Source organism: Actinoplanes sp. CA-131856 (assembly GCF_050956135.1).
Taxonomy (GTDB): domain Bacteria; phylum Actinomycetota; class Actinomycetes; order Mycobacteriales; family Micromonosporaceae; genus Actinoplanes.
Map to the genome: position 1 here is coordinate 9,532,345 of NZ_CP191849.1, position 20,868 is coordinate 9,553,212.

General features: G+C 71.5%; 23 protein-coding genes. 10 read left to right on the forward strand and 13 right to left on the reverse strand.

Annotation, left to right across the window (positions count from 1 at the left end; translation table 11 throughout):
- Positions 1–30: 30 nt before the first annotated feature.
- The 6 genes from ligA to ACQP2X_RS43715 all read right to left on the reverse strand — a co-directional run bounded on the left by ligA (position 31) and on the right by ACQP2X_RS43715 (position 7,456).
- Complete coding sequence (gene ligA, locus ACQP2X_RS43690; protein ID WP_498691978.1) at positions 31–2,274, reverse strand: NAD-dependent DNA ligase LigA; 2,244 nt, start codon at positions 2,272–2,274, stop codon at positions 31–33.
- Between the two features lie 83 nt (positions 2,275–2,357).
- A complete protein-coding gene (locus ACQP2X_RS43695; RefSeq protein ID WP_498691981.1) occupies positions 2,358–3,362 on the reverse strand; it encodes a methionine synthase in 1,005 nt (334 codons plus the stop codon).
- The gene (mnmA, locus tag ACQP2X_RS43700) at positions 3,355–4,470 is read right to left on the reverse strand and encodes a tRNA 2-thiouridine(34) synthase MnmA (protein WP_498691984.1); all 1,116 of its coding nucleotides are present in this window, start codon (positions 4,468–4,470) and stop codon (positions 3,355–3,357) included. Before mnmA ends, ACQP2X_RS43695 begins: the two co-directional genes overlap by 8 nt.
- A gap of 22 nt (positions 4,471–4,492) precedes the next feature.
- A complete protein-coding gene (locus tag ACQP2X_RS43705) occupies positions 4,493–5,668 on the reverse strand; it encodes a cysteine desulfurase family protein (protein ID WP_498691985.1) in 1,176 nt (391 codons plus the stop codon).
- 72 nt (positions 5,669–5,740) lie between these two features.
- The gene (locus tag ACQP2X_RS43710; protein ID WP_498691986.1) at positions 5,741–6,664 is read right to left on the reverse strand and encodes an electron transfer flavoprotein subunit alpha/FixB family protein; all 924 of its coding nucleotides are present in this window, start codon (positions 6,662–6,664) and stop codon (positions 5,741–5,743) included.
- Between the two features lie 12 nt (positions 6,665–6,676).
- The gene (locus tag ACQP2X_RS43715) at positions 6,677–7,456 is read right to left on the reverse strand and encodes an electron transfer flavoprotein subunit beta/FixA family protein (RefSeq protein ID WP_498691987.1); all 780 of its coding nucleotides are present in this window, start codon (positions 7,454–7,456) and stop codon (positions 6,677–6,679) included.
- A gap of 368 nt (positions 7,457–7,824) precedes the next feature.
- Here ACQP2X_RS43715 and ACQP2X_RS43720 point away from each other — a divergent pair, with 368 nt between their 5' ends.
- The 3 genes from ACQP2X_RS43720 (at position 7,825) to ACQP2X_RS43730 (ending at position 8,925) form a co-directional block, all read left to right on the forward strand.
- On the forward strand, positions 7,825–8,205 hold the full coding sequence (locus ACQP2X_RS43720; RefSeq protein ID WP_498691988.1) for a YidH family protein: 381 nt from the start codon (positions 7,825–7,827) through the stop codon (positions 8,203–8,205).
- Positions 8,202–8,504: a DUF202 domain-containing protein gene (locus ACQP2X_RS43725; RefSeq protein WP_498691990.1), complete on the forward strand. Its 303-nt coding sequence runs from the start codon at positions 8,202–8,204 to the stop codon at positions 8,502–8,504. The genes ACQP2X_RS43720 and ACQP2X_RS43725 overlap by 4 nt, the downstream gene beginning before the upstream one ends.
- Before the next feature lie 79 nt (positions 8,505–8,583).
- Entirely contained in the window at positions 8,584–8,925 is a 342-nt protein-coding gene (locus ACQP2X_RS43730; protein ID WP_498691992.1) for a PLDc N-terminal domain-containing protein, read from the forward strand.
- Here the strand turns inward: ACQP2X_RS43730 and ACQP2X_RS43735 are convergent.
- The 4 genes from ACQP2X_RS43735 to ACQP2X_RS43750 all read right to left on the reverse strand — a co-directional run bounded on the left by ACQP2X_RS43735 (position 8,922) and on the right by ACQP2X_RS43750 (position 13,607).
- Positions 8,922–10,544, reverse strand: coding sequence for an acetolactate synthase (locus ACQP2X_RS43735; protein WP_498691994.1), 1,623 nt, complete (start codon positions 10,542–10,544; stop codon positions 8,922–8,924). The genes ACQP2X_RS43730 and ACQP2X_RS43735 overlap by 4 nt on opposite strands.
- Positions 10,545–10,565: 21 nt before the next feature.
- Positions 10,566–12,155, reverse strand: a complete 1,590-nt coding sequence (locus tag ACQP2X_RS43740) for an Hsp70 family protein (RefSeq protein ID WP_498691995.1) — start codon at positions 12,153–12,155, stop codon at positions 10,566–10,568.
- A gap of 26 nt (positions 12,156–12,181) precedes the next feature.
- Positions 12,182–12,748, reverse strand: a complete 567-nt coding sequence (locus ACQP2X_RS43745) for a hypothetical protein (protein ID WP_498691997.1) — start codon at positions 12,746–12,748, stop codon at positions 12,182–12,184.
- Between the two features lie 85 nt (positions 12,749–12,833).
- On the reverse strand, positions 12,834–13,607 hold the full coding sequence (locus ACQP2X_RS43750; RefSeq protein WP_498691999.1) for an enoyl-CoA hydratase/isomerase family protein: 774 nt from the start codon (positions 13,605–13,607) through the stop codon (positions 12,834–12,836).
- A 56-nt stretch (positions 13,608–13,663) separates the two neighbouring features.
- Between ACQP2X_RS43750 and ACQP2X_RS43755 the strand changes: the two genes are divergently transcribed.
- Genes ACQP2X_RS43755 through ACQP2X_RS43770 form a run of 4 tightly spaced genes read left to right on the forward strand, consistent with a single transcriptional unit; the run spans position 13,664 to position 15,943 of the window.
- Entirely contained in the window at positions 13,664–14,122 is a 459-nt protein-coding gene (locus ACQP2X_RS43755) for a DUF6232 family protein (protein WP_498692001.1), read from the forward strand.
- Between the two features lie 5 nt (positions 14,123–14,127).
- Positions 14,128–14,484: a DoxX family protein gene (locus ACQP2X_RS43760; protein ID WP_498692004.1), complete on the forward strand. Its 357-nt coding sequence runs from the start codon at positions 14,128–14,130 to the stop codon at positions 14,482–14,484.
- A gap of 38 nt (positions 14,485–14,522) precedes the next feature.
- The gene (locus ACQP2X_RS43765; protein WP_498692006.1) at positions 14,523–15,056 is read left to right on the forward strand and encodes a PAS domain-containing protein; all 534 of its coding nucleotides are present in this window, start codon (positions 14,523–14,525) and stop codon (positions 15,054–15,056) included.
- The gene (locus tag ACQP2X_RS43770) at positions 15,056–15,943 is read left to right on the forward strand and encodes a methyl-accepting chemotaxis protein (RefSeq protein WP_498692007.1); all 888 of its coding nucleotides are present in this window, start codon (positions 15,056–15,058) and stop codon (positions 15,941–15,943) included. Before ACQP2X_RS43765 ends, ACQP2X_RS43770 begins: the two co-directional genes overlap by 1 nt.
- 21 nt (positions 15,944–15,964) lie before the next feature.
- On the opposite strand, the gene ACQP2X_RS43775 is transcribed toward ACQP2X_RS43770, so the two are convergent.
- Genes ACQP2X_RS43775 through ACQP2X_RS43785 form a run of 3 tightly spaced genes read right to left on the reverse strand, consistent with a single transcriptional unit; the run spans position 15,965 to position 18,877 of the window.
- Positions 15,965–16,822 carry a ribokinase gene (locus ACQP2X_RS43775; RefSeq protein WP_498701228.1) on the reverse strand — a complete coding sequence of 286 codons (858 nt, stop codon included), beginning with the start codon at positions 16,820–16,822 and terminating at the stop codon, positions 15,965–15,967.
- Between the two features lie 37 nt (positions 16,823–16,859).
- The gene (locus ACQP2X_RS43780) at positions 16,860–17,660 is read right to left on the reverse strand and encodes an ABC transporter ATP-binding protein (protein ID WP_498692009.1); all 801 of its coding nucleotides are present in this window, start codon (positions 17,658–17,660) and stop codon (positions 16,860–16,862) included.
- Between the two features lie 26 nt (positions 17,661–17,686).
- A complete protein-coding gene (locus ACQP2X_RS43785; protein ID WP_498692010.1) occupies positions 17,687–18,877 on the reverse strand; it encodes an ROK family transcriptional regulator in 1,191 nt (396 codons plus the stop codon).
- A gap of 200 nt (positions 18,878–19,077) precedes the next feature.
- Here ACQP2X_RS43785 and ACQP2X_RS43790 point away from each other — a divergent pair, with 200 nt between their 5' ends.
- The 3 genes from ACQP2X_RS43790 to ACQP2X_RS43800 are packed head-to-tail and all read left to right on the forward strand — an operon-like array spanning position 19,078 to position 20,856.
- Entirely contained in the window at positions 19,078–19,503 is a 426-nt protein-coding gene (locus ACQP2X_RS43790; protein ID WP_498692013.1) for a hypothetical protein, read from the forward strand.
- Complete coding sequence (locus ACQP2X_RS43795) at positions 19,500–20,159, forward strand: thiol-disulfide oxidoreductase DCC family protein (protein WP_498692017.1); 660 nt, start codon at positions 19,500–19,502, stop codon at positions 20,157–20,159. The genes ACQP2X_RS43790 and ACQP2X_RS43795 overlap by 4 nt, the downstream gene beginning before the upstream one ends.
- Positions 20,140–20,856 carry a TetR/AcrR family transcriptional regulator gene (locus tag ACQP2X_RS43800; protein WP_498692020.1) on the forward strand — a complete coding sequence of 239 codons (717 nt, stop codon included), beginning with the start codon at positions 20,140–20,142 and terminating at the stop codon, positions 20,854–20,856. The genes ACQP2X_RS43795 and ACQP2X_RS43800 overlap by 20 nt, the downstream gene beginning before the upstream one ends.
- Positions 20,857–20,868 lie beyond the last annotated feature (12 nt).

A 20,868-nucleotide genomic window follows, 5' to 3' on the forward strand; every position in this document is an offset into this window, starting at 1 on the left:
AAACCCAAATTACTCCCTTCGAGTGACACGTCAGGACGCGTCTCCCCCGATCTCGGCCACCTCGCGGGCCGCGTCGGGCCCGTCGGCCAGGAGAACGGCGAAACCCTCCTCGTCGAGGACCGGAACCTTGAGCGAGAGGGCCTTGTCGTACTTGCTTCCGGGGTTGTCGCCGACCACGACGAAGGCCGTCTTCTTGGAGACCGAGCCGCTCACCTTGCCGCCCCGGGACGTGACGGCCTCGGTCGCCTGGTCGCGGGAGTAGGTGGCGAGCGTCCCGGTCACGACGAGAGTCATGCCCTCGAGCGGACGGGGCCCCTCGTCGACCCGCTCGTCGGCCATGCGGACACCGGCCTCACGCCACTTACGGACGATCTCGCGATGCCAGTCGACGGTGAACCACTCGCGCAGACTCTCGGCGATCGTCGGCCCGACACCCTCCACCGAGGACAGCACATCCGGCTCCGCCTTGGCCTTACCGGTGTCCGCCGTCTCGGCGCCCGAGGCCTCGACCGCCGCGGCCTCTTCGGCGCTGCCGGGCGGGGCGGCGACGATGGCCTCGATGGCCTCCATCGAGCCGAACTGGCGGGCCAGGGCCTGGGCCGCCGTGGGACCGACGTGCCGGATCGAGAGGGCGACCAGCACGCGCCACAGTGGACGATCCTTGGCGCCCTCGAGATTTTCCAGCAGCTTCACCGCGTTCGTGCCCAGGCTGCCGTCCTGGTTGACGAAGAACGGCGACTGCCGCAACTGATCCTCGGTCAGCGCGAACAGCTCGCCCTCGTCGGTGATGACGCCCGAGTCGAGCAGGGCCTGCGCCGCCTTGTAACCGAGCACCTCGATGTCGAAGGCGCCCCGGCCGGCCAGGTGGAACACCCGCTCGCGGAGCTGCGCCGGGCAGGACCGCGTGTTGGGGCACCGGATGTCGATGTCGCTTTCCTTCGCCGGCGCCAGCTTGGTGCCGCAGGCGGGGCAGTGGGTCGGCATCACGAACGGGTGCGCGTCGTCCGGGCGCAGATCGACGACGGGGCCGAGCACCTCGGGGATCACATCACCGGCCTTGCGCAGCACGATGGTGTCGCCGATCAGCACGCCCTTGCGCTCGACCTCGCGCGCGTTGTGCAGCGTGGCCTGGGCGACCGTGGAGCCCGCCACCTTGACCGGCTCGAGCACCGCGAACGGGGTGACCCGGCCGGTGCGGCCGACGTTCACCGCGATGTCGAGGAGCTTGGTGGTGACCTCCTCGGGCGGGTATTTGTAGGCGATCGCCCAGCGCGGCGCCCGCGACGTGGAGCCCAGGCGGCCCTGGATGGCCACCGAGTCGCACTTGATGACCACGCCGTCGATCTCGTGCTCGACGTCGTGACGGTGCTCGCCGTAATAGGCGATGAACTCCCGGATGCCGTCGAGCCCGTCGACCAGTTTCCACCGGGAGCTGGTGGGAAGACCCCAGGACTTCAAGGCCTCGTACGCATGTGACTGCGACGCCGGCGTGAATCCCTCCCGCGCGCCGATGCCGTGCACGACCATGCGCAGGCCGCGGGACGCGGTGACGCGCGGATCTTTCTGCCGGAGGCTGCCGGCGGCCGCGTTGCGCGGGTTGGCGAACGGCGCCTTGCCCTGCTCGACCAGCGACGCGTTGAGGTCGGCGAACGCGGACACCGGGAAATAGATCTCGCCGCGCACCTCGAGCAGGTCGGGCGGGTTGTCGTCGGCCAGCCGCTCGGGGATCTCGCGGATCGTGCGCACGTTGGACGTCACGTCCTCACCGGTGCGCCCGTCGCCCCGGGTGGCACCGCGGACGAGACGGCCCTTCTCGTACGTCAGATTGATCGCCAGCCCGTCGACCTTGAGCTCACAGATGAACTCGACCGGACCGCCGGCGTCGCGCACCGTACGGTCGACCCAGCCGCTGAGCTCGCCGTCGTCGAAGACGTTGTCGAGCGAGAGCATGCGCTCCGCGTGCTCGACCGGGGTGAACAGCGTGGAGAAGGTACCGCCGACGTTCTGCGTCGGCGAGTCGGGGGTGCGCAGCGCCGGGAACTCGGTCTCGATCGCCTCGAGCTCGCGCAGCAGCTTGTCGAACTCGGCGTCGGAGATGGTCGGCGCGTCGAGCACGTAATAGCGGTATTGATGACCGCGGAGCTCGTCGCTCAGCTCGGCGTGGCGCGCGCTCGCCTCGGGCGTCGGATCCTTGCCGGCGGCGGCCTCCAGCTCGGCGGTCGGACCGGCGACGACGGCCTCGTCGCTCTCCTGCCGTTTGGACTGCTCGGACACCGTGACCCCCTAGCTCGACCTTCTAGGGGGAACGGTAGTCGCCACCTCTGACATTTTTGTGACCCCGGCACGCCGTGCCGACATCAGACTTCGGCCAGCCTCCGGGCGGCCTCACGGCAGGCGGTCAGAGCTTCCCGTGCGTACGGCACAGTGGCCCCCGCCAGCCCACAGGCCGGCGTGATGACGACCTGCTGCGGCAACCGAGCGGCCGGGAACCCGAGCCGCTTCCACAGCGTCGAGACCCGTTCGGCCGTCCGCTTGCCGGCCGCCGACGGGTCGCCCACGGAAGCCGCGCCGGTCGAGGGCACAGCGCCCGCGAAGAGCCCGATCCCCGCCTCGATCGCCTCACCCAGCGGGTCGAGATCTTTCAGCAGGGCCAGGTCGATCGCGACGCCCGCGCTCCCCGCGTCTTTGAAGACCTGCAGGGGTACGCCGGGAGCACAGCAGTGCGCGACCACAGGAACCCCGACGGCCTCGACGACCGACCGCACCGCCGTGGCCGCGTCGGCCCCGTCGACCGCGCGGTAGGCGCCGAGTCCACTCTCGGTCGGCACCTTCCCGGCCAGCACAGCGGGCAGCGACGGCTCGTCGATCTGCAGCAGCAGGCTCGCCCGGGGCAGCCGCTTGCGCACCTCGTCGACGTGCTTGCGCAGCCCCTCGGCCAGCGAGTCGGTCAGATCACGCACGGCGCCCGGATCGCGCAGCAGCCGCCCGCCGATCGGCCGGTCGATGCTCGCGGCCAGCGTCCACGGCCCGGCCGACTGGAGCTTCAGCGTCCCCGTGAACCCCTCACCCTGCTCGGTGAGCTGGTCGAGGTCGCGTTCGAGCAGATCGGCCGTACGCCGGAGATCCTTCCCCGGCCGCGGCGCCACCTGCCACCGTCCCGCGTAGAGCTGCACCGGCAACTCGACGAGAAAGCCCGCGCTCCGCCCGATCATGTCGGCCCCGGGCCCGCGGGCCGGCAGCTCGGCCAGATGGGGGAGGTCGGGCAGCTCCCCGAAGACGACGCGCTGCGCCTCTTCGATGTCGGTGCCCGGCAGCGACCCGATCCCGGTGGCCGCCCCCGCCGGCCAGGGGAATTCAGCCACGACCGGCCGCCACCGGGGACCGCAGGGCCTCGGAGGCCGTGCCGGCGGTGATGGTGGCCGAGCCGAGGACCACGTCGCCGCCCTCGGAGTCGCGGCGGTAGGCCACGATCGCCTGGCCGGCGGCCACGCCACGGGCCGGTGACAGGAGGCGGGCGGTCAAGGTGCCGTCGGCGACCGTCACCACGGCCGGGACCACCTCGCCGTGGGCGCGCAGCTGCACGTCGCACTCGACCGGGGTGCCGGCGCCGTGCCAGATCGGGCGGGTCGCCGTCACCACGTCGACCTCGAGGTCCTCGCGCGGGCCGACCGTCACCGTGTTGGTCACCGGGGTGATCGACAGGACGTAGCGCGGGCGGCCGTCGGCCGCCGGCACCCGCAGGTCGAGGCCCTTGCGCTGGCCCACCGTGTACGCGTACGCGCCGTCGTGGGTGCCGACCTTCTCACCTGTACGGCCGTCGACGATGTCGCCCGGCGCCTCGCCCAGCTTGCGCTGGAGGAAGCCCTTGGTGTCGCCGTCGGCGATGAAGCAGATGTCGTGCGAGTCGGGCTTGTCGGCCACGGCCAGGCCCCGCGCGGCGGCCTCGTCGCGCACCTGCGCCTTGGTCGAGTCGCCGAGCGGGAAGACCGCCCGGGAGAGCTGGTCGCCGGTGAGCACGGCCAGCACGTACGACTGGTCCTTGGCGTCGTCGACGCTGCGCCGCAGCAGGCCGTCGGCGCCGAGGCGGGCGTGGTGGCCGGTGACGACGGCGTCGAAGCCGAGTGCGACCGCCCGGTCGAGCACCGCCTCGAACTTGATCTTCTCGTTGCAGCGCAGACACGGGTTCGGCGTGCGGCCGGCCGCGTACTCCGCCACGAAGTCGTCGACGACGCTCTCGTGGAACTGGTCGGCCATGTCCCACACGTAGAACGGAATGCCGATCACGTCGGCCGCCCGGCGGGCGTCGCGGGAGTCTTCCAGCGTGCAGCAGCCTCGCGCGCCAGTCCGGTAGGTCTGTGGGTTACGCGCCAGCGCCAGGTGCACCCCGGTGACGTCGTGACCGGCGTCGTGGGCGCGCGCGGCGGCAACGGCGGAATCGACTCCGCCCGACATGGCCGCTAGTACTCGCATGCCGACAAGACTATCCGGGGTGTCAGCGCGGGGTCTTCCAGGCCGTGGCCCGCCGGGCCCGCTCGACCGCGCCCGGCAGCGCCGCCACGAGCGCGTCGATGTCGGCCACGGTCGAGGTGTGGCCCAGGGTGAAGCGCAGCGACGACCGGGCCCGGTCGTCGTCGGCTCCCATGGCGATCAGCACGTGACTGGGCTGGGCCACGCCGGCCGAGCAGGCCGAGCCGGTCGAGCAGTAGATGCCCGCCGCGTCGAGCAGCAGCAACAGCGCGTCGCCCTCGCAGCCGGGGAAGCTGAAGTGCGCGTTGCCCGGCAGCCGGTCACCGGTCACCCCGTTGCAGATGACGTCGGGGACCGCGGCCTTGACCCGGGCCACCAGGTCGTCGCGGAGGGCGCCGACCCTGGCCGCGTACTCCTCCTGGCTCTTGACCGTCGCCTCGACGGCCGTGGCGAAGGCCACCACCCCAGGCGTGTCGAGCGTGCCCGAGCGGACGTCGCGCTCCTGGCCGCCGCCGTGCAGCAGCGGCGTGCAGGCCACGTCGCGGCCGAGCAGCAGCGCGCCCACCCCGACCGGGCCGCCCACCTTGTGACCGGTGACCGTCATGGCCGCCGCGCCGCTGGCCGTGAAGTCGACCGGCACCTGGCCGACCGCCTGCACCGCGTCGGTGTGGAACGGGATGCCCGCGGCCGCGGCCACCGCCGCCAGCTCGTGCACCGGCTGGACCGTGCCCACCTCGTTGTTCGCCCACTGGACGCTGATCACGGCGATCTCGTCCGCGTACTGGTCGACGACCGCGGACAGGGCCGACGGGTCGACGCGGCCGCCGGAGTCGACCGGCAGCCAGCTGACCTGGGCGCCCTCGTGGGTGCCGAGCCACTCCACCGCGTCCATGACGGCGTGGTGCTCGACGGCTGACGCCACGACGCGGTTGTGGTTGAGCGAGGACGACCGGCGGGCCCAGAAGATGCCCTTGGTCGCCAGGTTGTCGCTTTCGGTGCCGCCGCTGGTGAAGACCACCTCGGACGGGCGGGCGCCGAGGGACGCCGCGATGCGCTCGCGGGACTCCTCGACCAGCCGCCGGGCATGCCGGCCGGCCGCGTGCAGGGACGACGGATTGCCGACCTCGCGGGCGGCGGCGACGTACGCCTCCAGCGCCTCGGCGAGCATCGGCGTGGTCGCCGCGTGATCCAAGTAGGCCATCACGATGAAGCTTATGCCTGACGAAGAACGGCCCGGCGCACGCGCCGGGCCGTGATCTTCGGAACAAGCCGCTTACTTGCGCTTGCGGATCTCGTCGGCGGCCTGGGGCACGACCTTGAACAGGTCGCCCACCACGCCGTAGTCGGCGAGCTCGAAGATCGGGGCCTCGGGGTCCTTGTTGACCGCGACGATCGTCTTCGAGGTCTGCATGCCGGCCCGGTGCTGGATCGCGCCGGAGATGCCCAACGCGACGTACAGCTGCGGGGAAACCGTCTTGCCGGTCTGGCCGACCTGGAACTGGTGGGGGTAGAAGCCGGAGTCGACGGCCGCGCGGGACGCGCCCACGGCGCCGCCGAGCAGGTCGGCCAGCTCCTCGACCAGCTTGAAGTTGTCGGCGTTGCCGACACCACGGCCACCGGAGACGACCACGCCGGCCTCGGTCAGCTCGGGGCGCGAGCCCTTGGTCTCGGCGACCCGCTCGACGACCTTGGTCAGCTTGTCGGCCTCGGACAGCTCGGCCGTCACGCTCTCGACGGCCGGCGTGGCCGCCGACGGCGACGGGGTGACCGAGTTCGGGCGGATCGTCACGATCGGCAGGCCCTTGGTGACCTTCGACTTCACGATGGTGGAGCCGGCGAAGGCGACCTGGGTGGCGGTGCCGTCGGCGGCCACCTCGACCGCGTCGGTCAGCAGGCCGTTGTCGAGCTTGACGGCCAGGCGACCGGCGATCTCCTTGCCCTCCTGCGTCGAGGCGAGCAGCACGGCGGCCGGCTGCTTCTCCCGCACGAGCGAGGCCACGACGGTCGCCTTGGGCGCGACCAGGTAGTCGGACGCCTCGGCCTGGTAGATCTTCTCCGCCCCGTACTCGGCGAGCTTGGCCGTGTCGATGTCACCGAACACGACAGCGGAGGGTGTGCCCAGCGTGCGGGCGATGGTCAGCAGCTCCAGCGTGACCTTCTTGACGGAGCCTTCCACGACGACAAGAACCTCAGCCATGACCGGCCCCTCTCAGACGAACTTCTCGGTGGCGAGGTACGACACCAGCTGCGTGCCGCCGTCGCCCTCATCAGTGATCTTCGTGCCGGCCGAGCGCGGCGGCCGCTTCGAGAACTCGACCACCTGCGACGTGGCGCCCGCGAAGCCGACCTCGCCCGCGTCGACGCCCAGGTCGGACAGGGCCAGGGCCTGCACCGGCTTCTTCTTGGCGGCCATGATGCCCTTGAAGGACGGGTACCGCGGCTCGTTGATCGTGTCCCAGACGGAGACGACGGCCGGGGTGGCCGCGGTGACGACCTCGTAGCCCTCGTCGGTCTGCCGCTCGGCGGTCAGCTGCGAGCCGTCCACGGTGAGCTTGCGGGCGCCGGTCAGCGCCGCGATGCCGAGACGCTCGGCGATCATGTGGGGCAGCACCTGCACGCGGCCGTCGGTCGACTCGGCACCGCAGAGGATGAGGTCGGCGCCGAGCTGGCCGAGAGCGGTGGCGAGAACCTTGGAGGTGGCCACGGCGCAGGAGCCGTGCAGCGCGTCGTCGGAGATGTGCACGGCCTTGTCGGGGCCCATCGACAGCGCCTTGCGGATCGACTCGGTCGCTCCGGAGGGACCCATCGTCAGCACGGTGACCTCGCCACCGTGCGCCTCCTTGATCTTCAACGCCTCCTCGATGGCGTACTCGTCCATCTCGTTGATGACGTTGCTCGCCGAGGCACGCTCGACCGTGTTGTCCGAAGAGCTCAGGGTGCGCTCGGCACCGGAGTCGGGTACCTGCTTCACCAGTACGACGATGTTCATCGCGCTTTTACGACCCTCCTGTTATGACCGCCGGCCCATATGTACGCCAGGTTACCCGTCAGTAAGTTGCACGTGACGTGCACCTAGTAGTGACTCACCTCACCCGCCCCGGCCGCAAGACGACTACGATCAGGACAAAGGGAGGTGTCGCGATATGTCCGGCCAAATCGCTCCACTGGTCGACGGTGTGCTTCCGTCCGACTCACATACTCCCCCACGCATCAACGGCCTTGCGCCGGACACCCATGGACGTGCCGGACCCGACTCTCCCTGGTGTCGATGCGGCCGGCCGCGCGAGGCCTGCGTCAGTGACGAAGTCCGCATCCTGTGGGCCCGCCTTCTTGACCTGAGCGGTCGATAATCAACAGGTGTTACGGGAGTGGTTCGATCCGGAGAAGACGCCGACCGTCGGCCGTACGCCCGACTACCGGTTCTCGCTGGCCAACGAGCGCACCTTCCTGGCCTGGATCCGCACGGGCCTGGCGCTGATCGCCGGCGGGCTGGCCTGCGCCCAGTTCCTGCCCCCACTGCCGATCACGTTCCTGCGCGAGGGCCTGGCCATCGCCCTGCTGCTGCTCGGCGGCGTGGTGGCGCTGCGCGCGGTCGACCACTGGTCCCGCACCGAGCGGGCCATGCGGCTGGGCGAGGAGCTGCCCGGCTCGAAGTTCCCCGCGGTGCTGGCGATGATCGTCGCGGTCGGCGCCCTGCTCCTCATCGTCACAGTGCTGATAAACGCGGCCAGGGAATGACCGCCGATCACGGCGCGGCCGCCGAGCGGACCCGCCTGGCCTGGCGCCGCACCGCACTGTCGGCGGCGGCCGTCGCCCTGCTCTCGCTGCGCCCGGCCATCACCCACCCCGGCCACGCCGGCCGATGGGTGGCGGCCGCGCTCATCTTCGTCGGCTGGGCGGTGATGGTGGCCATCGCCTACCGGCGGGCACGGGGCCTCACCGCGTACCCGCCGAAGCCGGCTCGCCGTACCGTCCCGGCCTTCGCTCTCCTCGCCATGACTTTCGCCCTGCTCGGCGGCCTGGTCATCGCGCTCTGACGGTGAAGACCGACCGATCCGGTCCGGTTGTCATGCTCTGATCGTCGCCGGAAGCGCCGTCGCGCGTCATCATTGCCTCATGGTCCGGTTGTTCATCCTCCTGGCTGCCGTGCAGCTGGTGCTCTTCGTGCTGGCGCTGATCAGCTGTTTGTCGGCCGATCGGGTGCGTAACGCGCCCCGCCTCGTGTGGGTCCTGGTGATCCTGCTGATCCCGCTGCTGGGTCCGCTCGCGTACTTCGCCTGGGGCCGGCCCCTGCCGCCGCCGACGGAGGGCGGCCCCGTGCGCCGTCACGCGTCGAGGCCCACCTCCCCCGACGACGACCCGGATTTCCTGCGGTCGGTCGACACCGAGAAATCCCGCCGGGACAGCGAGATGCTCGCCCAGTGGGAGAAGGAGCTGAACAAGGGCGAGGAAGACTAGGCCAGGTTCGACGACCGGGGATAGGCGTCGGCCGGGTCGGTCAGCACGTTGACCAGATAGGGCACCCCCGCGGCGAAGGCACGTTCGAGCGCCGGGCCGATGCCGGACGCCTTCTCCACCGTCTCGCCGGCGCCGCCGAGGGCACGGACCACCTCGTCGTAGCGCAGGCCGGGTTGAAGGTCGGCGGCCACGTCATAGCCGTACATCGCCTGCATGGGGTGTTTCTCCAGGCCCCAGATGCCGTTGTTGCCGACCACCATGACCACCGGCAGCTTCTGCCGGACCAGCGACTCCACGTCCATGAGCGAGAAACCGGCCGCGCCGTCGCCGAAGAGCACGCAGATCTGCCGCTCCGGATAGGTGACCCGGGCGCCCATCGCATAACCCATTCCGGTGCCGAGGCAGCCGTACGGGCCCGGGTCGAGCCAGGTGCCGGGCTGCGAGGGCTCCAGATATCTTCCGGCGTACGACACGAAGTCACCCCCGTCGCCGATGGTCACCGCGTCCGGCGCCAAAATCCGGCGCAGCTCGCCGTAGACCCGCGCCGGCTTGATCGGGTCGCTGTCGGCCGCCATCGCCTCGGCGTCGCGGGCCTTGCCGGCGTCCTCGGCCGAGCGCAGCCCCGAGATCCACTCCGCGTGGCCGGCCCGGTCGCCCCGGAAGTCGGCCAGCGCCGTGAGGATCACCTTCAGGTCGCCGGCGGGCGAGGCGGCCGGTGTCACGTGGGTGGCCCGCTGCGAGGGGGCGTCCACGATGTGCACGACCTGGGCCTCGCCGAACTCGCCGAAGCCGAGCCGGAAGTCGAGCGGCGTGCCGATCACGCAGACCACGTCGGCCTCGTTGAGGGCGGGCCGGCGGGCCTTGGCGAAGGCGAGCGGGTGTGACGGCGGAAGCGCGCCCCGGCCCATGCCGTTGGTGAAGACCGGCACCTGGAGCGCCTCGGCCGCGGCCCGCAACGCCTCGATCGCGTCGCCGCCCCACACGTCCGACCCCGCGATGATCACCGGTCGGGCCGCCGCGGCCAGCAGGCCGGCCGCCTTCGCGACGTCGTCGGGGTCGGGCTCGATCACCGGGATGGCCGGTGTGCCCGGCGCGGCCGCCTCGCCGGACGAGAAGACGACCTCCAGGGGCAGGTCGAGGAAGGCCGGGCCCCGGTGCGCGGTGAGCGCCGAGGTCAGCGCGGCCCCGATCTCGCCCGCGATGGCGTCGGTGTCGCCGACCGTGCCGGCGTACTTGGTGATGGTTTTGACCAGGGGCACGTGGTCGAACTCCTGGAGACTGCCCGAGCCCCAGCGGAACGCCGGCGCCCGGCCGCCCAGCACGAGCACCGGCGAGGCGTTGAAGAACGCGCTGGTCAGGCCGGAGATGCCGTTCGTCACGCCGGGACCGGCGGTGAGCACGGCCAGTCCGGGGCGCCGCTGGAGCTTGGCCACGGCTTCGGCCGCGAAGACCGCGGACTGCTCGTGGCGTACGTCGTAGATCGGAAATCCGGTCTTGTGCGCCGCGTCGTAGAGCGGGAACACGTGTCCGCCGGAAAGGGTGAACATCTCGGTCACCCCGTACGCCCGCAGGGCCGCCAGCGCCAGATCTCCGCCGTGCCCCTCGATCACCTCAGCCATGTCCAGCAGGTTACCGGTGAGTCAGATCCCGAGCAGCTCCCGAATCTCGTTCCACAGGTTTTCCGCGTCGAGCGGCAGCGAGTCGCCGTTGCCATAGCCGTACGCCACCACGAGCGCCACCAGCGGAACGACGATCATCAACAGGACGCTGAGCGTGACCTGGAGAAAGCGCACGAAACCGCTCGACCGCTTGCGCGGCCTCTTCCCGGGCGCCGTCGGCGGGTGATAGGGCTGCGGCGCGGGCGACATCGGCCGGCTCGGGACCGGCGTCGCCGTGGCTACACCCCTCGGGGGTACGGAGACAGGTCGATCCGGCTGCTTGAAGGCGGACTGCGGCGTCGGCACGGTCGCGTGCGGATCGGGCACCCAGTGGTGGTGATCGGCGTCCGGCCACGGGTCGACCGGCGGCTGCAACCCCGTGGTGCCGGGGATGTGCTCGGCGACGGCCGGCTCCACCCGTACGGTCGCCGAGTCGGCCAGGCCGGTCGAGACCAGCCGCAGCTCGGACGTCGGGCCCGGCGCGGCCGGACCGGAGGCCAGCAGCGCGGCGTCGGCCAGGATGCTGCCCTCGGCCACCACCAGCTCGGGCTGCTCGATGACCACCGGCGCCTCGCCCAGCTCGCGGTGCAGCAGGGTGGCCACCAGCGGGATGCGGCTGGCCCCGCCGACCAGGAAGACCCCGGCCAGCCGCCCCTCGGGCAGGTCGGCCCAGTCGAGCATGCCCTTGGTGATCCGCACGGTCTGATCGAGGATCGGCCGGGCCAGTTTCTCCAGCTCGTCGCGGGTCAGGTGCACCTCGATGTCGAGAAGCGGCACCACGAAGTCGGCCGACTGGGTGCGCGACAGCCTCTCCTTGGCGATCCGCACCTCTTCCCACAGCTGACGCCGCGCGCGCCTCTCCTGAGCCGTCGTGGGCTCCATCAGGCGCTGCCACTCGTCGGTACGGAGGTGTTCGACGATGGCCGCGTCGATGTCGAGGCCGCCGACGTCGTCGCGGCCGTCGACGGCCATGACCTCGAAGCCTTCCGCCGTACGGGCGACGACGCTCGCGTCGAAGGTGCCCGCACCGAAGTCGTGGACCACCACGACCGATCCGATCGGCACGTCGCGCCCGAGCACCTCGGCGAAGTACGTGGCCGCGGCGACCGGCTCGGCGACCAGCCGGGCGCGGGTGAGCCCGGCCTGGGCGGCGGCCTCGGCCAGCAGCGTGCGCCGGGTCGCGCCCCAGGTGGCCGGGCAGGTGAGCGTCACCTCGGGCAGCAGCGGGCCCACGGCGCGGTGCCACTCCTCGGCCACCCGGGCCAGCACCGACGCGATCAGGTCGACGACCGGCACCTCCCGGTCGCCCAGCAGCACGAGCCCGTCGTCGATGCGGCGTTTCGGATTGGGCTCGAAGCGGGCCGGGTCGAAGCGGGCCGAGTGCACGGCGTCGCGGCCGACCACGAAGCTGCCGTCGGGTTCGGCGTAGACGGCGGAGGGCAGCAGCGGCGACCCGTCGACCAGGATCGGGCGGGCGCGGCCGTCGGGCCAGCGCGCCACCGCGACAGTGTTCGAGGTGCCGAAGTCCACGCCGAGGGCATGCCTCTTCGGCTCACCTTGGTCGATGGGCATGGACCGAGTCTAGGGGGTACCCGCCGTTAGACGATCTTCCAGCGCGGAGGGTCATAGCGCACGCGCACACAGCGAACGAGTCGATCGTCACGGGTGAGCCCGAAGGCACCCTCGGGATAGCAACGATCACCGACCGTGACGCCGCGCTGGAGCTTCCCGCCACCCTCCTCACCGTCGGGCCTCGGCCGGTCACGGGGAGTGGGTGAGGTGCTGGGCGAGGTGGCCGGCGGCTCGGGCGGCAGCAGGATCGGCTCGCTCGACGGCGTGACGCTCGGCACGGAGGGCTGCGAGGTGACCGGCGGCATCACGGCGGGTGGCCTCGGCGGCGGGGTCGTCGTCCTGTCCGCCGCCGTCGTCGGGGCCGGCTTGCGGGTCTTGGAGACCGGCGCCTTGGGGGCGCGGGAGGCCGCGACCGGCGGCTCGGGGGCGGGAACGGCCGGGGCCGGAGCGGCCGACGTGAGCCGCGGCGGCGGGGCGGCGGCCTGGTCGACCGCCGCGCCGGAACCACCCGGGCCGGAGCTGGACCGGCCCAGCGTGAGCCAGCCGATCAGCGCGCAGAGCAGAGCCTGCCCGACCACCAGAGCCACGGCCATGCGCACGGTGCGCCTCACCCCACGCGTGACCGGAGCCGGTTCCACACCGCGTGACTTTATGGCAACTGATCGATATGCGCCATGGTCAGCGGCCCGTAAATCTGGGCTTACGCTTCTCGACGAAGGCGGTGGTGCCCTCGACCCGGTCGTCGGTGGCGAACAGACCGGCGAACAGCTGCGACTCGAGGGCCAGGCCGGAGGCCAGGTCGAGGTTGAGCCCGCCGTCGACGGCCAGCTTGGCCGCCCGCAGCGCCAGGGACGGCCCCGAGACGTACGGCCGGACCAGCTCGACGGCCGTCCGATAGACGTCACCGGCCGGCGCCACCCGGTCGGCCAGGCCGATCCGCAGCGCCTCCTCGGCGTCGACCATGCGGCCCGAGAAGATCAGATCTTTGGCCCGGGCCGGCCCGATCAGCCGGGCCAGCCGCTGGGTGCCGCCGGCGCCCGGGATGATGCCCAGCTTGATCTCGGGCTGGCCGAGCTTGGCGTCGTCCGCCACCACCCGCCAGTCGCAGGCCAGGGCCAGTTCGCAGCCGCCGCCCAGCGCATATCCGGTGATCGCGGCGACGACCGGCTTGGGGATGCGCGCCACGGCGTCGAACGCGCTCGACAGCGCCTCGGCGCGCACCGCCATCTCCTGATAGCCGACCTTGGTGAACTCGGTGATGTCGGCCCCCGCGGCGAAGACCTTCTCCCCGCCGTACACGACGACGGCCTTGACCCCCTCGTCGCCGGTGGCGGAATGCGCGGCGGCCCGGAGCTCTTCTTGAAGCTGGGTGTTCAGAGCGTTCATCGGGGGCCGGTTCAGCTTGATGGTTCCGATACCGTCATTGGTCTCCAGCGTCACGAACTCGCCCACGGAACAGCCTCCTGAGGATTGGTTCAGGTCAGCCTACGACGGGTACGGAGAAGACGATGACCACCTACTACCGGGACCCGGACGTGTGGATCACGTCCACGGGTGTCCGGATGAACGGTATGGACCTGGGTCTGGACGACCTGATCCAGGTCTGGCACACGCGTGGGCGCCGGTCGTGGGCCACGATCGCCGGCCGGGGCGCGCTGGGCCTGGCCATTCTGGTCCCGATCGTGCTCGGCGCCCTCGGCATCCTGGTCGCGCTGGTGATCGACGCCTCCACCAGCACGACCATCGCCCTGGTGGGCGGCGGCGTGCTGGTCGGCCTGGCCACCCTGCCCCTGGCCGACGTGCTGCTGGAGCAGGTCGACAAGTCGTACGACCGGGGCAGCCGCACCCGGGAGATCTGGGCCCGCACGCCGGTCGGCAAGGTCATGCTGCTGCGCACGCCCGACTCGGCGCGCTTCGGCCGCATCTACCGGGCCCTTCAGCGGGCCCTGGAACCGTCTTTAAAGTAAGGCCGATGAGGAAAGACGCCGCCGCTCTCTCGGCAATGCTCGCGACCACGGGCGCCCTGCATTTCGCCGCGCCGAAGCCGTTCGACGCGATCGTGCCGCGCTCGCTGCCGGGTTCGCCGCGCACGTGGACCTATCTGAGCGGCGCGGCCGAGCTCGCCGTGGCGGCCGCGATCGCCCATCCCCGCACCCGGCGCGCGGGTGCCCTGGCCGCGGCCGGCCTGTTCGCCGCGGTCTTCCCGGCCAACGTCAAGATGGCCGTCGACTGGCGGCACACCTCCCCGGCCAAACGGGCCGTCGCCTACGGCCGTCTTCCGCTGCAGGTACCGCTGGTTCTGTGGGCCCGCCGCGTTTTTGCGGATTAACACTCGGGGGCGGGAAGAATCGGTGACCATCGGAACTGATGCGAGCCACCCAGACCCGCCCCACCGGTATCGAGCGGACCTTCGGCGTCGACGAGATCATCGTGACGAAGACCGATCCGCGCGGCGTCATCACGTACGCCAACGAGGTCTTCCTGCGGACCTCGGCGCTCACCGAGGCCGAGGCGATCGGGCAGCCGCACAACCTGATCCGTCATCCGGACATGCCGCGGGCCGTCTTCAAGCTGCTCTGGGACACCCTCGAGCAACGGCAGGAGATCTTCGCGTACGTCAAGAATCTGGCCCACGACGGCGCCCACTACTGGGTCTTCGCGCACGTCACGCCGTCGTACGCGGCGGACGGCCGGCTCGTCGGCTATCACTCCAACCGCCGCTCGCCCGACAAGTCCGCGATCACCGAGGTCAGCCGCCTGTACGACCGGCTCCTGGCGGCCGAGAGCCGAGAGGCGAACACCAAGGCGGCGGTCGAGGCCGGCTGGCAGACGATGCTGGCGGAGCTCGGTGAACAGACGTACGACTCATATGTCTGGGCCTTGACCACCGGCGGCCGCTGATGGCGGACGAGATCCTCAGGCTGATCACCGACGTGTGCCGCAAGGCAGCGGCGGGTGATCTCGAAGTACGGCTGCCGTCGATCGGCGAGTCGGCCGAGGCGGTGGCCGCCCGCGACGCGATGAACAACCTGCTCGACACCAGCGACGCGTTCCTGCGCGAGTCGAGCGCGGCCTCGGCCGCCGCCGCCGAGGGGCGCTTCCACCGCCGCATCCTGACCCGTGGCCTGCGCGGGGCGTTCAAGATGGCGGCCGAGGAGATCTCCGCCTCGACGGCGGTGATGAGCGACAACGCGGCCCGCATCGCCGACGCCAACCGGGCCCGGATCGCGCTCGCCGACGACCTCGAATCGGCCGTGCTCTCGGTGTCGGAGCAGGTCGCCACGGCGGCCACCGAGATGGGGGCGACGGCCAACGGGCTGGCCGACTTCGCCCGCGACGCGGTCAGCGAGGCCGAACGGGGCCTGTCGACGGTGACCGGGCTGCGCGCCGCCTCCGATCAGATCCGCACCGCGGTCGACCTGATCAACGCGGTGGCCAAACAGACGCGGCTGCTCGCGCTGAACGCGACCATCGAGGCGGCCCGGGCCGGCGAGGCGGGCAAGGGCTTCAGCGTGGTCGCGGGCGAGGTGAAGAACCTGGCCACCGAGACCAGCGCCTCCAGCGACGAGATCATGGGCCAGGTCAACACGGTGCAGGAGGTGGCCAACGACGCGGTGACCGTGCTCGAGACCGTCACCGCGAGCATCCGCGAGATGAGCGGCCTGGTGAACGGCATCGCCGCCGCCGTCGACGGCGGCGGCGACGTGGGCAGCACCGGCCTGTCCCAGCTGGCCGAGGTGCTGCGCTTCGAGGTGAACCGCTTCGTCACCACGGCCCGGCAGAGTTAGCGCCGTCGCCCCACCCCGTGATCAACTTCCGTTGTAGATCTCGTCGATCTCGGCCCGGGTGGGCAGGGAGTTCGAGGCGCCGACCTTCCGTACGCACGCCGCGCCGGCCGCGTTGGCCCAGCGCACCGCCTCGACCAGGTCGCGGCCCTCGCCCCAGGCCACGGCGAGCGCGGCGGTGAAGGCGTCACCGGCGGCGGTCGTGTCGACGACCTGGACCTTGAACGAGGGGACGTGCTCGTCGCGGCCCTCGCGGTCGGCGTAACGGGAACCGTTGCCGCCCAGGGTCAGCACCACCCGCGGCACCAGCGCGAGCAGGCCCGGCACGTCGATGGCATCGCCGCCGGTGATCGCCATCGCCTCGACCTCGTTGACCACGAGCAGGTCGACGTTCTCCAGCAACTCGGGTGGCAGCGGGCGGAACGGCGCCGCGTTCAGCACCGTGCGGGTGCCGCCGGCCCGCGCCGCCCGGGCCGCCTCGATCACCGTCTCGACCGGGATCTCCTGCTGGCAGAGCAGCACGTCGGCGGCGGCGATCTCGGCCCGCTCCCCGTCGCTCAGGCCAGTGAACGCGTTGTTGGCGCCGGGGGCGACCAGGATCGAGTTCTCCCCCGCGCGGTCCACCATGATCACGGCGACGCCGGAGACCCCGTACGTCGTCCGCACGTGGGTCATGTCGACGCCGGCCCCGTTGAGCTGGGCGTTGAGGTTGACGCCGAACGAGTCGGAGCCGATCGCGCCCAGGAAGCACGTGCGGCCGCCGGCCCGGGTGGCGCCGATCGCCTGGTTGGCGCCCTTGCCGCCCGGCATCATCAAGAAGTCGTCACCCAGCACCGTCTCGCCCGGCCGGGGCAGGCGCTCGGCCAGCCCGACCAGGTCCATGTTGGCGCTGCCGGCGACGACGATGCGCGGGGACACGTCAGGCCGCCCGGGCCGTGTACCGGTCGCCGAAGCGGTCGATGATCAGCGGCAGCCCGAACGTCTTGGACAGGTTGTCCGCCGTCATCACCTCGCCCAGCAGTCCGGCCGCGACGATCGTGCCCTCGCGCAGGAGCAGCCCGTGGGTGAAGCCGGGCGGGATCTCCTCGACGTGGTGGGTGACCAGCACCATCGCCGGCGAGTCGGGATCGAGGGCGAGCTCGGTGAGCCGGGCGATCAGGTCCTCGCGGCCGCCCAGGTCGAGGCCGGCGCTCGGCTCGTCGAGCAGCATCAGCTCGGGGTCGGTCATCAGGGCCCGGGCGATCAGGGTGCGCTTGCGCTCGCCCTCGGAGAGGGTGCCGAACTCACGGTCGACCAGCGCACCCATGCCGAGCTGGGCCAGCAGCTGCCGGGCCCGCGCCTCGTCCTGCGGGTCGTAGCTCTCACGCCAGCGGCCCACCACCGACCAGGCGGCGGTGACCACCACGTCGAGCACCCGCTCGTCGGCCGGCACCCGGTCGGCGAACTGGCCGGTGGCCAGCCCGATCCGCGTGCGCAGCTCGTTGATGTCGGTGCGGCCCAGGCGCTCGGCCAGCACGTAGGCCGTGCCGCGGGAGGGGTGGAGCCGGCCCGAGGCGAGGTTGAGCAACGTCGTCTTCCCGGCGCCGTTCGGGCCGAGGACGACCCAGCGCTCGTCCAGCTCGACCTGCCAGGACAGGCTGCGAACCAGGAAGTTTCCGTTGCGGATCACGCTGACCCGGTCGAACGCGATGACAGTGTCGTCGTCGGGAGGGAGAGTCACGGCACCATCCAACCACGCGTTTTGGGTCAGGCCGTTGTAGACCCGAACACCTCATCCCGTACGGCGTCGAGCGCCGTCCAGAGCGCGCCGTGCAGCACCGGGTCGGACTCGACGCCGGTGATGACGACCTTCGGGTGGACCAGCGTGATCGCGGCGACCTCTTGCTCGACCCGCTCGGCCAGGGCCGGGCCACCGGCGTGGCTGATCTCGCCGGCCAGGACGACGAGCGGCGGGTCGAGCACGACGCAGGTGGCGGCGACGCCCAGCGCCAGCCGCCCGGCGAGCTCGTCGAGCACCGGCTCGCCGGCCTCACCGGCCGCGACAGCGTCACGGATCACATCGGCCGCCTCGGCGCCGCGGAAGCCGTACTTCTTGCCGATGGTCTTGACCGCCTCGGCCCCGGCCAGGCTCTGGAAGGCGCCGCGGACGCCGCCCTTGGCCGCCCGCTTGGACGAGTGGCGGGGCACCTCGGCCCCGGGGACCGGCAGATAGCCGATCTCGCCGGCCGCGCCCGTGCTGCCCTGGTGCAGCCGGCCGTCGATGACGCTGGCCAGGCCGACGCCGCGGCCGACCCAGATCAGCACGAAGTCGCGGACGCCGGTGGCGGCGCCGGTGCTCTGCTCGGCGACGGCGGCCATGTTGACGTCGTTGCCGAAGAAGACCGGCGTGTGCAGATCACGCCGCAGGTCATCGAGCAGGCCACGATGCCACCGGGGCAGGTCCCAGGCGAAGGAGATTTCGCCGCTCTGCGGATCGACGAGACCAGGGGTGCCGAGCACCACCCGCCGCACGGAGCCCATGTCGGCGCCGGCCTCGGTGGCGGCCCGCACGACGGCGTTGTGCACGACGCCGACCGGGTCGTCGGTGTCCTTGGTGGACTGCTCGTCACGCCCGATGATCGTGCCGGTGATGTCGGCGCAGGCGGCGACGACCCGCTCGGGCCCGACCTCGACCCCGATGACATGCGCGCTGCCGGGCGTCACCGCATAGAGCTGAGCGTTGGGCCCGCGCCCACCGGCCTGCTCGCCGACCCGGCGCACGAGGCCGCGCTGCTCGAGCCGCTCCACGAGCTGCGAGGCCGTGACCTTGCTCAGACCCGTCATCTCACCCAGCTGGGCCCGCGTCAGCGGCCCGCGCGACAGCAGCAGTTCCAGCGCCGCGCGGTCATTGAGCGCGCGCAACAGCCGGGGCGTGCCCGGAAGGCGGGTGGCGGCCATGCGATCCCCTACTTATTTAGGATTATTTCCTATTAGATTACCGGCACCCGGCGAACGGGTAGGCGCAGCGTAGCGGTCCCGGCGCGTCGGCAACTCCCCCCGTCGATTGCCATCCCCTCCCGCACCCCCATGTTGAACATGTTCAAGTACGGGCTTACACTAGGGCGAGTTAGTTGAACACGTTCGAGAAAGGTGGTCCGATGGACCCGAAGGTGTGGATGTACCTCGTTTACCTCGCGGTCAGCGTGGGCCTCACGGTGTGGGTGGCGACCACGCTCTCCCGCAACGGACTGGTGTTCCTGGCCGACGTCTTCGCCGACGCGAAGCTGGCCAAGGCGGTCAACCAGCTGCTGGTGATGGGCTTCTACCTGCTGAACCTCGGATACGTGACGGTCGCCATGCGGTCGGCGAACGCCATCGCCGACACCAGTGAGGCGCTCGAGACGCTCTCCATGAAGATCGGCCTGGTGCTGCTCGTGCTCGGCGTCCTGCACTTCTGCAACGTCTTCTTCCTGGGCCGCTACCGCCGCGGCCGCCTGCGCCAGCAGCAGGGCGTGCCGCCGCTGCCGCCGGCCGCGCGCCTCCCGTTCCACCCGCAGACCCCGCCCCCGCCGGCCCGCGCATGACCGCCCACCACGACCTCGACCCAGCCGACCGGGCCCACCCAGCCGACTTGGCCCACCCAGCCGACCCGGGGGCCAGCCACCGCGATCTCGACCCGGCCCGCCCGGCTTACCCGGCCGACCTGGTCGACCCGGCCCACCCGAGGGCCGGGCGCCGCGATCTCGACCCGGCCGGTCACGGGGCCGGCCGGGTCGCGCCAATCGAGGCGGCCGCCGGCTCCGACGAGGAGGGGCGGATCGGGTCGTTCACCGTTCTGTACGACGCCGGCTGCCCGATCTGCCGGGCCGCCGGGCGATGGCTGCGGGGCCGGGCGCAGCTCGTACCACTGGAATTTGTGCCCGCGGGGTCCCCTGAGGCGCGGGAACGGTTCGCCGGCTTGGATCACGACGCGACGCTGCGCGACATCACGGTGATCGGCGACGACGGCTCGGTCTACGTGGGCGACGGAGCCTGGGTGGCCTGCCTGTGGGCCCTCGCGGACTACCGGGCCATGGCCGAGCGGATCAGCTCGCCGGCGCTGCTGCCGAGCGCGCGCAAGTTCATCGCCGCGGTGTCGGCGATTCGCGAGGCGACGCGCTCATCGGCCGGGCCGGTCGGGGAAGGACGTCAGGACTGGGCGCTGGACTACGGTGACGGGTGTGACGACCGCTGCCGCTGAGCCGCCCCCTTCCGGTCCGCGAGGGGAGAAACCTCGGCGTGCGCGCGGGGAGCAGACGCGGCAGCTGATCCTCGAGACAGCTCTGCGGCTCTTCCGCGAACGGGGGTACGCCGAGACGACCATGCGGGCCATCGCCAAGGAGGCCGGGGTCGCGGTCGGTAACGCGTATTACTACTTCGACTCCAAGGAACACCTGATCCAGGGGTTCTACGACCGGAACCAGGCGTCGCACCGGGCGGCGGCGGAAGAGGTCTTCGCGAGCGAGAAGGACCTGGCGCCGCGCCTGCGCGGGGTGCTGCACGCGGGCATCGACGTGAACGAGCCGTACCACTCGTTCGCGGCGACCTTCTTCAAGAGCGCGGCCGAGCCGTCGTCGCCGCTGAGCCCCTTCTCCCGGGAGTCGTCGCCGGCCCGGGAGGCGGCCATCGCGATCTTCCGGGACGTGGTGGAGGGCTCCACGGCCAAGCTCGACCCCGAGCTGCGGCGGGAGCTGCCCGAGCTGCTGTGGCTCGGGTGGATGGGCGTCATTCTCTTCTGGGTGTACGACAAATCGCCCGGCCAGAGGCGGACGAGACGGCTCATCGACGGGATCGTGCCGTTGATCGACCGGCTCGTCTCCCTGTCCCGGCTGCGGGTGCTGCGACCGGCGTTGCGGCAGGTGCTGGCGCTGATCGACAGCATCCGCGGCGACGATTGATCACGTTAGGTA